This is a genomic window from Porphyromonas endodontalis ATCC 35406, from assembly GCF_000174815.1.
Classification (GTDB): Bacteria; Bacteroidota; Bacteroidia; order Bacteroidales; family Porphyromonadaceae; genus Porphyromonas; species Porphyromonas endodontalis.
In genome coordinates this window covers 16757-33236 of record NZ_ACNN01000014.1, presented here as the reverse complement: position 1 = coordinate 33236, position 16480 = coordinate 16757, and the positions used below count along the sequence as shown (strand labels likewise).

At 50.0% G+C, this 16480-nt stretch carries 12 protein-coding genes; 4 read left to right on the top strand and 8 right to left on the bottom strand.

Annotated elements, in window-relative coordinates; all coding sequences use genetic code 11:
• Positions 1 to 22: 22 nt before the first annotated feature.
• From POREN0001_RS03210 to gap, 6 genes are all read right to left on the bottom strand, one after another.
• On the bottom strand, positions 23 to 2026 hold the full coding sequence (locus POREN0001_RS03210; protein ID WP_040580404.1) for a urocanate hydratase: 2004 nt from the start codon (positions 2024 to 2026) through the stop codon (positions 23 to 25).
• Between the two features lie 24 nt (positions 2027 to 2050).
• Entirely contained in the window at positions 2051 to 2596 is a 546-nt protein-coding gene (locus POREN0001_RS03205) for a 5-formyltetrahydrofolate cyclo-ligase (protein WP_004333104.1), read from the bottom strand.
• Positions 2597 to 2621: 25 nt separating this feature from the next.
• Positions 2622 to 4223, bottom strand: coding sequence for a S41 family peptidase (locus POREN0001_RS03200; RefSeq protein ID WP_004333069.1), 1602 nt, complete (start codon positions 4221 to 4223; stop codon positions 2622 to 2624).
• A 28-nt stretch (positions 4224 to 4251) separates the two neighbouring features.
• On the bottom strand, positions 4252 to 4692 hold the full coding sequence (locus POREN0001_RS03195; RefSeq protein WP_004333052.1) for a dCMP deaminase family protein: 441 nt from the start codon (positions 4690 to 4692) through the stop codon (positions 4252 to 4254).
• Positions 4693 to 4782: 90 nt separating this feature from the next.
• On the bottom strand, positions 4783 to 5805 hold the full coding sequence (pheS, locus tag POREN0001_RS03190) for a phenylalanine--tRNA ligase subunit alpha (protein ID WP_004333079.1): 1023 nt from the start codon (positions 5803 to 5805) through the stop codon (positions 4783 to 4785).
• Between the two features lie 315 nt (positions 5806 to 6120).
• On the bottom strand, positions 6121 to 7125 hold the full coding sequence (gene gap / locus POREN0001_RS03185; protein ID WP_004333057.1) for a type I glyceraldehyde-3-phosphate dehydrogenase: 1005 nt from the start codon (positions 7123 to 7125) through the stop codon (positions 6121 to 6123).
• Between the two features lie 384 nt (positions 7126 to 7509).
• Between gap and rsmG the strand changes: the two genes are divergently transcribed.
• From rsmG to gcvP, 3 genes are all read left to right on the top strand, one after another.
• Positions 7510 to 8151: a 16S rRNA (guanine(527)-N(7))-methyltransferase RsmG gene (gene rsmG / locus POREN0001_RS03180; protein WP_004333109.1), complete on the top strand. Its 642-nt coding sequence runs from the start codon at positions 7510 to 7512 to the stop codon at positions 8149 to 8151.
• A gap of 15 nt (positions 8152 to 8166) precedes the next feature.
• Complete coding sequence (locus POREN0001_RS03175; protein WP_004333077.1) at positions 8167 to 8820, top strand: MBL fold metallo-hydrolase; 654 nt, start codon at positions 8167 to 8169, stop codon at positions 8818 to 8820.
• Positions 8821 to 8933: 113 nt separating this feature from the next.
• Positions 8934 to 11825, top strand: coding sequence for an aminomethyl-transferring glycine dehydrogenase (gene gcvP / locus POREN0001_RS03170; protein ID WP_004333121.1), 2892 nt, complete (start codon positions 8934 to 8936; stop codon positions 11823 to 11825).
• A gap of 211 nt (positions 11826 to 12036) precedes the next feature.
• Here gcvP and POREN0001_RS03165 read toward each other — a convergent pair whose 3' ends face one another.
• Together POREN0001_RS03165 and POREN0001_RS03160 are read right to left on the bottom strand one after the other, a co-directional pair.
• Positions 12037 to 13077: a ribonucleotide-diphosphate reductase subunit beta gene (locus tag POREN0001_RS03165; RefSeq protein WP_004333130.1), complete on the bottom strand. Its 1041-nt coding sequence runs from the start codon at positions 13075 to 13077 to the stop codon at positions 12037 to 12039.
• A gap of 36 nt (positions 13078 to 13113) precedes the next feature.
• Entirely contained in the window at positions 13114 to 15618 is a 2505-nt protein-coding gene (locus POREN0001_RS03160; protein WP_004333019.1) for a ribonucleoside-diphosphate reductase subunit alpha, read from the bottom strand.
• Between the two features lie 177 nt (positions 15619 to 15795).
• On the opposite strand from POREN0001_RS03160, the gene POREN0001_RS03155 reads away from it, so the two are divergent.
• Entirely contained in the window at positions 15796 to 16455 is a 660-nt protein-coding gene (locus POREN0001_RS03155) for a class I SAM-dependent methyltransferase (protein ID WP_040580452.1), read from the top strand.
• Positions 16456 to 16480: the final 25 nt, after the last annotated feature.

Here is a 16480-nt window from a genome sequence, read left to right as displayed (position 1 = left end):
TATTTTGATCTAAAAGATCCTCTTACTTAAGGGGAACAAGAGAATTAATTAGTTCATCATCAGCAAGGAATGGCATGGTGATATGGTAGCCATCGGCGTGCGTCTTGTTAAATTCAGCACTCGTCTCCATAGCGTGCTCATTGCGAGCCCAAGCGCGACGAGCCACACCGCCCATTACGTCCCATGTCATAGCCGAGCGGAGGATATTGTCTACGCGCTCACTACCATCGAGTACCATACCAAATCCACCATTGATAGACTTACCGATACCTACGCCACCGCCATTGTGCAAAGCAATAAGGCTCATACCACGAGCCGCATTACCGGCAAAGCATTGTACAGCCATATCGGCCATTACGTTACTACCATCACGGATATTGGAGGTTTCGCGGAAGGGAGAGTCCGTACCGCTCACGTCGTGGTGGTCACGACCGAGCATGATGGGGCCTACCTCGCCATTGCGCACCATTTCGTTGAAGCGCAAAGCAATAGCCAAACGCCCGGCAGCATCTTGATAGAGGATACGAGCCTGTGTACCTACCACGAGTTCGTTTTTCTCTGCATCGCGGATCCAGATGTAATTGTCACGGTCTTGCTCACGACGATCGGGGTTAATGCATTCCATCGCTGCGGCATCCGTCTTGCGGAGATCTTCGGGCTTATTGGTAAGGCATACCCAACGGAAGGGGCCATATCCGTAGTCGAATAGCTCAGGACCCATAATGTCTTCTACATAGCTAGGCCAGATGAAGCCGTCCTTATCGTCTACGCCATTGCGGCTAATCTCGGTAATACCGGCATCGAAGCAGCTCTTCATAAAGGCATTACCATAGTCGAAGAAGTAGGTACCACGGGCTACAAGAGCCTTGACAGCCTCGAAGTGACGGTGCAAACCTTTGTCTACCTCTTCTTCAAACTTAGCACGGTCTTCTTTGAGAAGGCGAGTGCGTTCTTCAAACGAGAGGGTTACGGGGCAGTAGCCACCTTCGTAGACAGCGTGGCAGCTTGTTTGGTCAGAAAGGAGGTCGATATGGATGTTCTTTTCGATAGCGTAGTCCAAAAGATCTACCACGTTACCATGGTAAGCAATAGAGCAAGCTTCGCCCTTCTTTTGCGCCTCGAGTGCCATACGGAAAGCCTCTTCGCGGCATTCGGTACGGTGCTTTACCCAGCCTTGTCCGTGACGTGTATCGATACGGCTCGAATCCACCTCTGCGGTAATGCTCACAGCTCCGGCAATATCGGCAGCCTTAGGCTGTGCACCACTCATACCACCGAGACCGCTGGTAACAAAGAGCTTGCCTGCCAAGTTGCCCCCTGTGGGGATGTGAAGCTGCATACGTCCTGCGTTAAGCAGCGTATTGAAGGTACCGTGTACAATGCCCTGCGGGCCAATATACATCCAACCTCCTGCGGTCATCTGACCATAGTTGGCAACCCCCATCTGAGCGGCAATCTCCCAATCTTTGAGGTTGTCGTAGAGCCCTACCATCATCGAGTTGGTGATGATAACGCGGGGTGCACTGGGGTGAGAAGCAAACAAACCTAGAGGGTGACCGCTCTCAATCACGAGGGTTTCGTTCTCGGTTAGTTGCTCTAGATACTTGATGATGAGACGGTACTGAAGCCAGTTTTGGCACACCTGACCCGTCTCACCATAGGTTACTAATTCGTAGGGATAGAGAGCTACATCGAAGGAAAGATTGTTCTGAATCATGACTTGGAAAGCCTTCCCCTCCAAACAACGACCCTTGTAATCGTCTATAGAAGTAGCCTTGAGGTCACCCTCCGGACGGAAGCGGTAACCATAGATTTTACCACGAGTTTTTAATTCTTCGAGGAACTCGGGAGCCAGCTGTGCGTGCAACTCACGAGGCACATAGCGAAGCGCGTTGCGCAAGGCAACACGTGTTTGTGCGGGCGTCAAGCGGAAGCCACGGTCTGGAGCACGACGAATCCCTTCAACAAACGAGGGATAAGCGGGCAACGTAGCGTCTAAAGTAAAAGATCTTGTACGATTTTCCATATGATGAAAGTAGAATAATTATACTCAATTTGTGAGGACTAAGTCCATAAGATGATCCCAAGGATCACTCGGCAGACTTGGTAATAAACGATAACGGAAAGTAACCCCTATCAACTGCGCTTGGGGGGCTTTTTGTAGGAAGCGATCGTAGTAGGCTTTCCCACGCCCGAGGCGCACCCCTTGGGCAGTAAAGGCCACTCCCGGCACGATGATTAGGTCGAGGAGCGTGGGGTCTACAGCATCTTCCCGAGCCTGAGTAGGCTCTTTAATGCCAAAAGCTCCCCCCTCTTGCAGTTTTTCCGGATTATACGAATAGAAAGCGATAGTCTCGGCATCCTCTACTCGAGGGATGAAAAACTCCTTATCCCCGGGTACCGCCAAAAGGCTCTGCAGGCTTGGCTCATCCGGCAACGCCTCATAAAGGCCTATACGACGTGCCTTCTGCCACATCTCTGTTGCCAGCAAAGACCGAACAATGCTTTGCGCAGCCTCGGCTCGGTAAGCATCTGTCAGCGTCAGTTTATTAAGCTGACGTAGAGCAACCCTAATATCTTGTTTGGATCCCTGCATTAGTCTAGATTGTGGTACAAATATACTATAGTTTGAAAGATTTGCGGGCAGCCTCCAGCATCGCGTCTGAGGCATAGTAGACTCGATAAAACGCCTCCACGCCTAGGATATACTGGGAGATTTGGGCATAAAGCACGCTACGAATCAGATCTTTGCTCTCGTAGAGCATACCCGGGCGCAGCTCAATCCCTTTTTCCGAAGCAAAGCGAGCGTAATCGGCCACTAGGGAAGTATTATCGTCCAAATAACCCACAATGGCATCCGCACTCCCTAAAGAAGACAAAGCGCCTCTGTGGCTATCCGCATAGAGGAAGGCAAACTCCGTCATGGTACCGCTCTCCACACAACGCAAATAGTAACTATTGATCCCCACACTATCCGCAGGAATAAACAAGTCGGGCATAATACCAATGCCTCCATATACTATGCGTCCCTTATCCGTTTTGTAGCGCGGAGCTTTGCTCAGCCTTAGGCTATCCATTTGGTTGCTGAAGGTTTCGCCGGCCTCAAACCTTCGCTGGAGATCGAGTTGATAGTCCATACCTTCTCCCAACGTGTAGCTCTTTTGGATACAACGACCCGAGGGGGTATGGTAGCGAGCTATGGTAAGACGGAGCTGCGAACTATCGGGGAGGTAAAAAGCCGTTTGCACCAAGCCTTTACCAAAAGATCGCCGCCCCACGATTGTCGCGCGGTCGTGATCCTGCATAGCACCCGAGAAAACCTCGCTGCTCGATGCGGAATATTCGTTAAGAAGAATGGTTAAGGGAAGTGATTGCAGGACGCCATTGCCATTCGCTTTGTACTCCTCCCGAGGATAAGCCTTACCCTCAGTGTAGACAATGAGCTGCCCCTCTTTGAGAAATTCGTTGGAGAGACGGATGGCCGGCTCTAGGTATCCTCCGGCATTGTCTCGTAGGTCTATAATGAGGTTGCGTAGCCCTTCATCACGCAACTGTGTGTACTTATCTAGGAACTCTGCGACCGTATTGCGCGACCACTGAACGATGCGGATCACTCCGGTGGAATCATCGAGCATATAGCCCACATCCACGCTGTGGATGGGTACTTCGCCACGTACTACCTTCTTCGCTAGAGACTGCCCCTTGCGCAAGAGCTGGAGAGAAACGACAGAACCCTCTTCGCCCAACAAAATGCTTCGTACAGAGTCGGGGGATATTTTTTTTCCTATTAAAGGATGATTATCCGCCTTTAGGATGCGGTCTCCTGCCTGTAATCCGGCTCGCTCGGAGGGACCTCCGGGCAAAACCTCAATCACTACGGGAGTGTCAATCAAGGTATTAAAAGAAATCCCCACACCGCAGAAGCTACCATTGAGTCGCTGATTTTCCAAATCGCTCTCCTCTCTAGGGATATAAGCCGAGTGTGGGTCGAGCTCCTCTACCAGCTTGGGGAGGAGTCGCATCTGCAGCTCTCGTAGGTCTATCGAGTCTACATAATGCTCAGAAATCAGCTCCAAGACTTGATCTATAGGGCTGAGATTACGAATAAAAGATGAACGGAAAAATGGGGCACGAGTGGCAATCATCCAACTCAACAGCCCCCCAAAAAGTATCCCCAATAGGGCTACAATCGCGATTGTAAACGAGGAGAATCTCTTTTTCATATCCCCTTATATAGAGTCTTCGCTAAGGTCACACACTCTCTTTATCCGGAGCTACAAACTCCACCTCAATGCCTGCTCTCCTCAGGAGGTCTACCCCATCGGTAAGGCGATACTCCTCACCATAGACCACTCGCTTTATCTTGCTTTGGATGATGAGTTTGGCACATTCTACACAGGGGGATGCCGTAATGTAAATGGTAGCGCCATCGCTATTATTGCCCGAGCAGGCTACCTTGGTAATGGCATTTGCCTCAGCGTGGAGCACATAGGGCTTGGTAAGGCCGCTCTCATCCTCACACACATTCTCAAACCCTGAGGGAGTACCGTTGTATCCATCAGATATAATCATCTGATCTTTAACGATAAGAGCACCCACTTTTCTGCGGGTGCAATAGGAGTTTTCCGACCAAATACGCGCCATCCTGAGATAGCGTTTGTCGAGTACTAATTGCTTGTCTTCTTGTTCCATAGGTGTGGGAATAGTTGCTTACTCCGTCCTTACGATTTTTTCCGCTGCGAAAGTAGTGACAAATAATTAATCCACCACACCCCTCTTTCTTTAGTGCACTCCTTGGAATTGCGTGAGGAAACGCTTGTCGTTTTCGGAGAAGAGACGGAGGTCTTTTGCTCGATATTTGAGGTTGGTAATACGCTCCACTCCCAAACCAAAGGCGTAACCGCTGTACTCCTCGGGGTCTATTCCACTCTCGCGAAGGACATTGGGATCGACCATTCCGCAGCCCAAGATTTCTACCCAGCCGGTGTGCTTACAGAAGGCACATCCCTCTCCTCCACAGATATTACAGCTTATATCCATCTCGGCACTTGGCTCCGTAAAGGGGAAGTAACTCGGGCGCAAACGGATTTTCGTATCGGGGCCAAATAGCTCACGAGCGAAGTAAAAAAGAACTTCCCGAAGGTCGGCAAACGAGACGTTCTTATCAATATAAAGCCCCTCAATCTGATGGAAGAAACAATGCGCACGAGCCGAAATCGCTTCGTTGCGATACACACGACCCGGACAAATAACACGTATAGGAGGCTTAGTTGTTTGCATCACACGCACCTGTACCGAAGAGGTGTGCGTACGCAATAAAACATCCGGATTACGCTCTACAAAGAAGGTATCCTGCATATCGCGCGCAGGGTGATCCGGAGCAAAATTGAGGGCGGAGAAAACATGATAGTCGTCTTCGACCTCCGGCCCCAAAGCGATACTAAAACCTAGTTTTGCGAAAATCTGTATGATCTCCTCACGCACTAGGGTCAAAGGATGACGCCCCCCGATACTGGCAGGATAAGCCGAGCGCGAGAGATCAAGATGCTCAGCCGTCTCCTCCGTTTGTAGGGCATCACGCAAAGCATTGATGTGCTCTGTGGCCAGCGTCTTTACCTCATTGATAAGTGCCCCCAAGGTGCGTTTTTCTTCATTGGGCACACTCTTAAATTCCTCAAAGAGAGAAGGGATAATCCCTTTCTTGCTGAGATACTTAATGCGTAGCGCCTCCACTTCTTCGTGGCTCTTGGCGTGCTGTGAGCGCACCTCCTCTTGGAGGGCTTTGATTTTTTCTGCTAAAGACACGTGCTTTGCTTCTATTATGAGAGAGTTTGAAATCCTTCTATTATACCATTTGAGGAGGCTCAAAAGAGTATGGAACTGCAGTCAAAGAAAGCGAGATAAACGACTCGCCTCTACCTTCACCTCTCGCGACAATTGCCACCCCCTACTCCCAAACGATATAAATCAAAGACTCGGAGGGATCCTCTCCCTCTATGAGCATCTGTAGAGCACAGCTGCACTATCCACAGACGATCCCTCCGAGTTTTCTTGAGAAATCGGTGTTATGGCTCCGTGGCTATTCAGCACCTCGAAGCCATCTACACCCTATTGTCTCGCTTAGGCGTTTACCTTAGCCATGTGAGCGATGAGGCAGAGCACCTTATTAGAGTAGCCCCACTCGTTGTCGTACCAAGATACAACCTTTACAAACTTATCGGTAAGGGCGATACCGGCCTTAGCGTCGAAGATAGAAGTGCGGGGGTCTGTGGTAAAGTCGGTAGATACCACCATTTCTTCGGTATAACCGAGGATGCCCTTGAGTTCGCCTTCCGAAGCCTTCTTAACGGCAGCGCAGATTTCGTCATAAGTAGCACCCTTCTTGAGGCTTACTGTGAGGTCCACTACAGATACGTCCATTGTGGGAACACGGAATGACATACCCGTAAGTTTGCCATTAAGCTCGGGGATAACCTTACCCACAGCCTTAGCAGCACCTGTAGAAGAGGGGATGATATTGCCCAATGCAGAGCGACCACCACGCCAGTCCTTATTGCTGGGGCCGTCCACTGTTTTCTGTGTAGAAGTAGCAGCGTGTACCGTAGTCATAAGCCCCATTTCGATGCCGAAGTTATCGTTAAGCACCTTTGCAAGAGGAGCAAGACAGTTTGTTGTACAAGAAGCATTAGATACAAACTGAGTACCCTTCTTATAAGTATCGAGGTTTACACCCGTTACAAACATAGGGGTATCATCCTTAGAAGGAGCAGACATTACCACGTACTTAGCACCTGCCTTGATGTGCCCTTCGCTCAACTCCTTGGTCAAGAAACGTCCTGTAGACTCAACCACATAGTCAGCACCTACGGCACCCCAATTGATGAGGGCGGGCTCTTTTTCGGCGGTAACGCGGATCTTGCGGCCATTCACCACAAGCATACCATCTTCTGCGCTTACAGTTCCTTCAAACTTACCATGCACAGAGTCGTACTTGAGCATGTACGCCATGTAATCTACCTCAATGAGGTCGTTAATAGCTACAACTTCGATGTCGTCTCTAAGAAGAGATGCTCTGAATACAAGACGACCGATTCGACCAAAACCGTTAATACCTACTTTAATCATTATGCTTTCTATTTAGTGTATGAAATATCTTTTCCATAGAGACTAGACAACAAGACTGGCATTCGGATCCGCCAATCCATGCCCTCGTAACCATCTGCCACAGCCATCATATGGACTGTAACTCAAGTATCTGCTGCTCTCCCCACAAAGGTACTAAATCTTTAGTGACCAAGCCATCCCGAAGCCTCGGATAGAGAAAAATTACAATCCCTTAGCACAAGGGGTAAAAATACTTTCCCCAAAAGAGAGGAGAAGATAGTTTTTTGCAAAGGCTCTTAACTGGGTGCGAATATGTAATTCTTTGCCCTGTATAACTCGTCTCAATTGCGAGAGATAGCGTATATTTGCGGTAGATATCTGAGTAATCTTTCAAGATTCAGCAAAATGACACCCGAGGAGCAATTAGCATTACTCTACCAAAAGTTTCCGGAAGTAAATGAGCAACAACGCGAGCAGTTTGCGGCTCTTTGGGAGCTTTATACAGACTGGAATAGCAAGATCAATGTAATCTCGCGCAAGGATATAGACAACCTCTATATGCACCACGTGTTGCACTCCCTCGGGGTTACAAAGATGCTGCATTTTACGGCAGGGAGTCATGTAATTGACGTAGGTACGGGAGGAGGATTCCCAGGCATCCCACTGGCAATACTTTTCCCCGAAGTGCAGTTTACGCTCGTGGATAGCATTGGCAAAAAAGTACGTGTTGCGCAATCTGTTGCCGACTCTTTGGGTTTACAAAATGTTACAACACATCATATCCGTATTGAGGAGCTTCGGGAAAAGTGCGACTTTGTAGTCACCCGTGCTACCATGCTCTTAGGCGAACTGGTCAAACTCACACGCCACCTTTTTTCTCGAGAAGGGCACAATGCGCTCCCCAACGGCATCATTGCTCTCAAAGGCGGCAACCTAGAGGGAGAGTGCACTGCCTACAAAAACAGAGTGATAGTAGAGGATCTCTACCCTTTCTTCTCCGATGAATACTTCCGAGAGAAGCGCGTGCTCTACCTCCCCATGCAGTAATATTCTCAAAAAATTATGGCTTTAGAAGTACATACCTTCAGCTTCAATTTCGTACAGGTTAATACCTACCTCTTGGTTGATAAAGCAACCCGAGAAGCTGCTATTATAGACTGCGGTTGCATGGTACCTGCCGAAGAAAATATACTCTCTTCTAAGGTAGAAGAGCTCAATGCCACCCCCACCCTACTCATCGCGACTCACCTGCATTTCGACCACGTTTGGGGCGTTCCCTTTGCTGCCCAAAAGTGGGGTCTCACCCCTCGCGCTCACCGTGTAGAGATAGAGAAGATGCCCCCCTTTGAGGAGCAAATGCGTGCGTTTGGAATGCCCCCCATGCCCGAGCGCCACGACCTCCCCTACCAGCCTTTTGAGACGGGCGATAGACTAAAGCTGGGAGAGACTCTCCTAGAAGTCCTTTTCGTACCGGGTCACACTCCGGGGCATGTAGCCTTTTACGAACCCCAACAACACCTCCTATTCGCCGGCGATGTACTCTTTGCCGGAGGAGACATAGGGCGTACCGACCTACCGGGAGGGAGCTATACCACTCTTATCAATAGTATAAAAACGCAGCTGATGCCCCTTGACGACGATACCATTGTCTACTCGGGGCATGGACCTCAGAGCACCATAGGTTTTGAGCGGAGGGCGAATAGCTATATTCAATAAAGCCCATAGATTAGAAAGCAGCCATGGAGAAGAGGTTATATCCCACCCCACAACACCGAGTACACCGTGACTCGTCCTCAAGAAAATAAAAACTCTAAATCATAATAGTCAGTATGGATACGAATAAGTTTTCTACGCGGCACATGGGTATTTCCGACAAGGATTTACCCGAGATGCTTGCGGCCGTTGGCGTAAAGTCTGTAGACGAACTCATGCACCAAGTCTACCCCGAGAATATTTTTCTCAAGGAGCAGATTGATATCCCCGAAGCCATGACGGAGCGAGAGCTTGCAGAGCATCTTGCCGAGCTTGCCTCTAAGAACAAACCCTTCACTTCTTATATAGGTCAGGGGTGGTACGACACAGTTACTCCGGCTCCTATCCAGCGCAACGTGCTCGAGAACCCCGTTTGGTACACCTCCTACACCCCCTATCAGGCGGAAGTTTCGCAGGGACGCCTTGAGGCGCTTTTCAACTTCCAAACGGTTATCAGCGAACTTACATCACTCCCTCTTACCAATTGCTCGCTCCTCGACGAAGCAACAGCCGGAGCCGAGACTGCCATGCTGCTTTTCAACGAACGTAGCCGTGCGCAAGTAAAAGCCGGAGCAAATACCATCTTTGTGGATAAGCGCGTATTTGAGACCACGCAAGCTGTAATCCGCACACGTGTAGAACCCCAAGGGATGAAACTCGTGGTGGGAGACTACCAAACTCTTGAGTTCACCCCCGATATTTTTGGTGTTATCATACAATACCCCGACTCGGTAGGAGCCATCAACAACTACGAAGACTTTGTAGCCAAAGCCAAGGCCAATGGATCTACGGTTGCAGTTGCTGCCGACCTTATGAGCCTCGTGATGCTCACCCCTCCCGGAGAGTGGGGCGCTGACGTTGTTTTCGGCTCGGCTCAACGCTTTGGTATCCCCATGTACTTCGGCGGTCCCTCTGCCGGTTACTTGGCTTGCCGTATGGAATACAAACGCGAGATACCCGGGCGTATCATTGGTATCTCTAAGGATGCTTACGGGCACCCCGCTTACCGCTTGGCACTCCAGACCCGTGAGCAACACATCAAACGCGAAAAAGCGACCTCAAATATCTGTACAGCACAGGCTCTCCTTGCCACGATGAGCGGATTCTATGCCGTATATCATGGTGCCGAAGGGCTCAGAAACATTGCTCGCCGCATCCATAGCTATGCCGGCTATTTGGCTGCAATGCTCGAGAAGTTGGGCTACAAGCAGTACAACAAAGACTACTTCGATACCCTTATCATTGGGCTACCCGAGGGGGTAAGCATGGAGCGACTTCGTGAGGTTGCTCTCGACTGCCGCATCAACCTTCGCTACTTCACGTGCTGCACTTGTGTAGGTATCAGCATTGACGAAACCACCCTACCCTCCGACTTGGGTGTGCTCGGTTACGTTTTTGCAGAGGCTGCCGGCAAAGAGGCACCCGAAGTGGACAATGTACCCCAAGATACGCTCTATGTGGATAAGAAGTGGCAACGCACAAGCGACTTCTTACAGCACGAGGTATTCAACAGCTACCACACAGAAACGGAGCTAATGCGTTATATCAAACGCCTTGACCGCAAGGATATTTCGCTTGCACACTCTATGATTTCGCTCGGTTCGTGTACTATGAAACTCAATGCCGCAAGCGAACTCTTTGCCCTCAGCAACCCCTACTTCGCCAATATCCACCCCTACGCTCCCGAAGATCAGGTAGAGGGATATACCGAAATGCTCGACAACCTTGCCGAATACCTCGCTAAGATCACAGGCTTCGACGCAACGTCTCTCCAACCCAACTCGGGTGCAAGTGGCGAGTACACAGGACTACGCACCATCCGCACTTATCTCGAAAGCATCGGGCAGGGGCATCGTGATGTAGTGATCTTACCGGCATCTGCCCACGGAACAAACCCTGCAAGTGCCGTACAATGCGGCTATAAGACCGTAATTGTAAAGACTGACGAGCGTGGTAATGTGGACTGGGACGACTTTATGGTACAGACCGAAGCCCACAAGGATCAGATCGCAGCCATGATGATTACCTACCCCAGTACCCACGGTATCTTCGAGACCAATATTATAGACTTGTGCCAACGTATCCACGACTGTGGCGGACAGGTTTATATGGACGGAGCCAACATGAATGCCCAGGTAGGCTATACCAATCCCGGCTTCATCGGGGCGGACGTATGCCACCTCAACCTACATAAGACCTTCGCTATCCCCCACGGTGGTGGTGGCCCCGGTGTAGGTCCTATCTGCGTACGCGCCCACCTCGCTCCTCATCTCCCCAAGCATGTAGTTCGCTTTGGCGATGGCAGCAACCAAGTATCCGCAGCACCCTACGGCTCAGCAGGGGTACAGGTGATTACCTACAGCTACATTCGTCTCCTCGGTATTGAAGGACTTCGTGAAGCTACCGCTATAGCAATCCTCAATGCCAACTACATGGCATCACGCTTCAAAGACACCTACGGCATCGTCTATACCGGTGCTACGGGACGCGTTGGGCACGAGCTCATCTTAGAGTGCCGCAAGGTAAAAGAAGAGACCGGAGTAGATGAAAACGATATCGCCAAGCGCCTGATGGACTTTGGCTACCACGCTCCTACGCTCTCTTTCCCCGTACACGGTACGCTTATGGTAGAGCCTACCGAGAGCGAAAGCAAGGCCGAACTCGACCGCTTCTGTGAGGTAATGGATTGCATCTACCAAGAGGCTCAAGAGATCGCCCAAGGTAAGGCTGATAAGGAAGACAACGTGCTCAAGAATGCTCCTCACCCCCAATACGAAATTGTGGCTGACGAGTGGAAGCACAGCTATTCGCGCCAGAAGGCCGCTTTTGCCCTCCCCTTCTTGCAGGATAATAAGTTCTGGATCAATGTAGCTCGTGTAGATAACGGCTACGGTGACCGCAACCTCGTGCCCACCATGTGCGCTTGCAATGAGTTCTTTGCGAAGCTCAAAGAGGAGCAAGGCAAGTAATTCTATCCCGCTTTCTCCCCTACTTTACCACATAAAGTAGGGAGAGAATCTATAAAACATAGCCCACTAGAGGAAATCCTTTAGTGGGCTTTTTGTGTGCCAAGACACACTTATAAAAAACGAAATATAGGGTCTCTCGGAGCTACAATGCCGGCAAGAGGGCAGTGATCCTTTGTGAGCGGAAGAGCCTCGCCGGCGGTAGCCTCAGGGATTAGAGGTCGTCTTCTATGGAAGCACTCTTGGCATAAGCACTCGGCTTTGCCTCGAAGAAGTCAGTTTTAATTAGGTTCGAATTGCTGTACTGCGATACCCAACTCATGCTCGCAGGTTCCTCTTCGTGCCCCGGGAATATCACCCCAAGACCCAAATTGGCACTACGCAAATTTGCTAGATACATAATATAGTCACTCACCATTTGCGAGGTAAGCCCTTCTATCTCGTCGCCAATTACGTACTTACCCCAAGCGATCTCTTGCAAAGCACCCTCCCGAATCATCTCTAAGAACTCCGCCTCACGCTCGGGCGTGAATAGCTCGGGTTGCTCTCGCCTTAGCTCTAGTATCATAGAGCGGAAGAGCCACAGGTGGGTATTCTCATCGCGGTTGATGTAGCGAATCTCCTGCACCGAACCCGGCATCTTACCCATGCGACCGAGGTTGTAGAAGAACATAAATCCCGAGTAGAAATAGACCCCTTCGAGGATATAGTTTGCGACCATCGTACGCGCAAGTTGATCGGGAGTCTTGTGGAGCTGGAAGTCGTTGTATATATCCCCTATGAACTTATTTCTGCGCAGGAGATGCTCGTCGTCGCGCCACTGGTATAGGATGGAAGTACGCTCCTCAGGCGAACAGATCGTATCGAGCATATAGCTGTAACTCTGCGAGTGAACCGCCTCTTGAAAGGCTTGGATCGTAAGGCAAAGGTTTACCTCATTGGCCGTAATGTATTCTCCTACGTTGGGTAGGTTGGCCGTCTGGATGCTATCGAGGAAAATCAAAAACGAGAGTATCTTGTCGTAGGCCGTCTTCTCGGCTTTGCTCAAAATACGATAGTCTTTGACATCCTGACTGAGGTTAATCTCCTCGGGGATCCAGAAGTTATTCATTGCCGTGCGGTACCAATTCGATACCCACGGGTACTTTATGTTGTTGAAGTCGTTTAGGTTGGTCGTATTGCCATTGATGAGCCGACGCTTCGAGAGCTCTATATCGCCATGCTCATTAAAGAGAGCCTTCTTTTTGAGATCCATAAGAGGGTGTGTATTTATGTAAGAGGAAAGGATTTGTTAAGCCGAACAGGTTTCGCACGCCTCCACTTCTAGAGCGAGACTGCGGATATAGTAGAGGGTCTTTACTCCCTCGTGCCACGCACGGAGGTAGAGATCGCGGATGCCCCCAAAGGTAATATCTTGAGTTATGTAGAGATTGACGCTCTGGGACTGATCGAGGTGGCGCTGACGAATACCGGCTGCATCCACCACCCATTTCTGATCGATCTGATGTGCTGTTTTGTAGAGCCAGAAGGTCTCGTCGGAGAGATCCGGAGCCACACGAGGCACAATCGAACCCTTCTTTTCTTCGAGGAAGAAGCGGTTCATAATGGGGTCGATACCAGCCGTTGTACCGGCAATGATAGAGGTCGAACTTGTGGGAGCAATAGCCATGAGGTAGGCGTTGCGCATACCCAACTCGGCCACCTGTGCGGCAAGTTTTTGCCATCGTTCGCTCGTGTAGTTGCGCTTTGCAAAGTATTGCCCCGTTTGCCAATCACTCCCCGCAAAGCGAGCATATTGCCCCTTCTCGGCAGCGAGGAGAGATGAAGCCTCTATCGCATAGTAGTTGATTTGCTCGTATAGCTTATCCATAAAGCTGAGGTGCTCTTGGCTCTCCCAAGCAATACCGCGCTTAGCAAGTAGATGGTGATAGCCGCTACTACCCAACCCGATAGGGCGCATCTTTAGATTGGTAATCTCGGCATAGGGGATGGGGTAGAAGTTGAGATCGATCACGTTGTCAAGCGCGCGCACGATGGTATGCACCGTGTCTCGCAACTCGGTTGCACTCTCCGTATCAATATTCCCCAATACGAGAGACGCCAAATTGCAGACTACGAAATCGCCGGCAATGGTCTTCTCTATAACCACCTCTTCGCCCTCCTCCAGCACTACGGTTTGCTGCTTGAGGCGGATCTCGCTCTGCGATTGGGCAATCTCGCTACAGAGATTGGAGCAATAGACGATACCGCAATGGCCGTTGGGATTCATGCGGTTCACTGTATCCCTGTTGAATATGAAGGGAGTACCCGTCTCTACTGCACTCTTGATGATAAGGCGCAGCATATCTTTGATGGCAATGGGGCGTTTGGCCAATCGGCTGTCTTGCAAGCACTCCCTGTAGCGGCGCGTCCACTCATCGCCCCAATAGTCTTCGAGAGCATACCCCTTAACCGAAAGCACCTCGTGAGGGCAGAGCATGTACCACGTGCTATTGGGGTCTTCTTCCAGCTGCTGCCAAAAGAGATCCGGAATACAAACACCGGGGAATACATCATGTGCCTTCATGCGGTCATCCCCATTATTGGTACGAATCTGGAGGAACTCGGGCATATCTCGATGCCATATATCAAGGTAGAGGGCAACAGAGCCTTGGCGCACGCCCAACTGATCCACTGCAATGGCGGTATCATTGGCGAGCTTCACCCACTTGAGCACTCCGCCTGCCACACCCTTAAAGCCACGTATATCGCTCCCTACGGCACGCACTTTACCCAGGTAAATACCCATGCCACCTCCGTACTTAGAGACTTGGGCAAAGTTGTCTATCGTGCGGTAGATACCGATAAGATTATCCGGCATCACATCAATAAAACAACTTGAGAGCTGACTAAGGGGCTTACGGGCATTGCTCATCGTGGGCGTTGCCATAGTCACCTTCAGTTGGGAGAGAATATCGTAAATCTTGGTTGCCCATTGCACTCTATGCCGCTCGGGCATGGCAAGGTGCATGGCAATACCCATAAACATCTCTTGGGGACTCTCTAGTATAATATGGTCGCTAGAGTGAATTAGGTATCGCTTGGCAATAAGATGTAAACTACTATAGGTTAAGAGGTTGCTACGGCTATTGTCTATTACTTTGGCGAGCTCGTCAATCTCCTCTTTGGTGTAATGCTCTAGGATATAACGCCCATAAAGCCCCTCTTCTGTGAGGAACTTTATTTTTGCATAAAAGCCCGATAGATGGTACTTCTCTTCCACTTTTTCTAAGCCCTTACGCAGCTCTAACCCTAGGAACCGTGCCGCTATAAACTCCCATTTGGGAGCCTCGGGGGTAATCAACTCCACAGCAGCCTTGGTGAGCATCTGCAACGGCTCTGCCCCCTCTTTGTAGAAGGCATAAAACTTGGCATAGAGGAGGTCCAAAGCATAAGCCGCCCCCGTGTACTGCTCTTGCAGCTCTTTGAGTAGGGAGATCACCTCCTCATCGGCAATATAGTGGCGGAAGCGATTGATCACCTCACGCGCTTCGCTGTGCTTCGTTCGATAGAGGATATAAGCCTTAGCCACCTTATAGTAGCCACTAGCCATCAAGCGTGTTTCTACAATGTCTTGCACCATTTCTACCTCAACAGCTTCGGGAGAGCCAATCTCCGTAAGGATGCTTTCGCACAGAGCATTAAGCTCAGCTGGGGTAACACGTGTTTCGGTAGCTCGGAATGCTCTACGTAGAGCATTCTTAATCTTCTCCACAGAGAAAGATTCGACTTGCTTATTTCGCTTAATTATCTTCATCGAATGGGTCCTATATTTGTAACAAAGGTACTTCTAACTACCCCCTCCTCGTATAGACAAAATCTATCGCTACATAAAAAGAAAGAATATAAAACAGCCTCCTATAACGCGATGTGGGTATTGCAGCATTGTGGGAAATCAAGTACTATTGCGGTAGAAATAAATGGAAGAAAATCCATGAGCAATCAAAAGAACGCCTATGCCAAGCTGATGAATCGATACGACGATGTCCTTACGGGGCGACGCTGGTGGTCGTGGCTCTATATGCATGGTATTTGGCACACAGACGACAATCAAATAGCACGCGAAGTACTCGCTACACTCCCCGACGACTTCTCGGGGAAACTCCTTGACGTACCCATAGGCACTGCCGTATTCACCCATCAAAAATATAGTTTGCTCAAGCAAGCCCATATCGTTGGACTTGACTACTCCCCCCAGATGCTGGAGATTACGCGTGCTCGCTACAACGGAAAAATACCCCACAATCTAGAGTTAGTACAAGGCGATGTAGGTGCCCTCCCCTTTGAGGATGCCTCCTTCGATGCCGTACTATCCATGAATGGGATCCATGTCTTCCCCGATAAGGAGCGTGCCCTTAGCGAAATGTATCGCGTACTAAAGCCCGGAGGGATTTTCTTTGGATGCCTATATGTAAAAGGGATGCGCCCCGTGGCAGATTGGTTCGCACGCAATATCCTAGAAAAGAAGGGCTTCTTTATGCCGCCCTACTTCACCCCTACGGAGTTTCACGAGCGACTCACCGCACTCTATGGCTCCGAGGTAGAAGTCAAGGCACCCTGCTCCGTTGCGACCTTCCGCTGCACGAAGAGGTAGCTCCCTCAACCCCAGCACCTCCAAC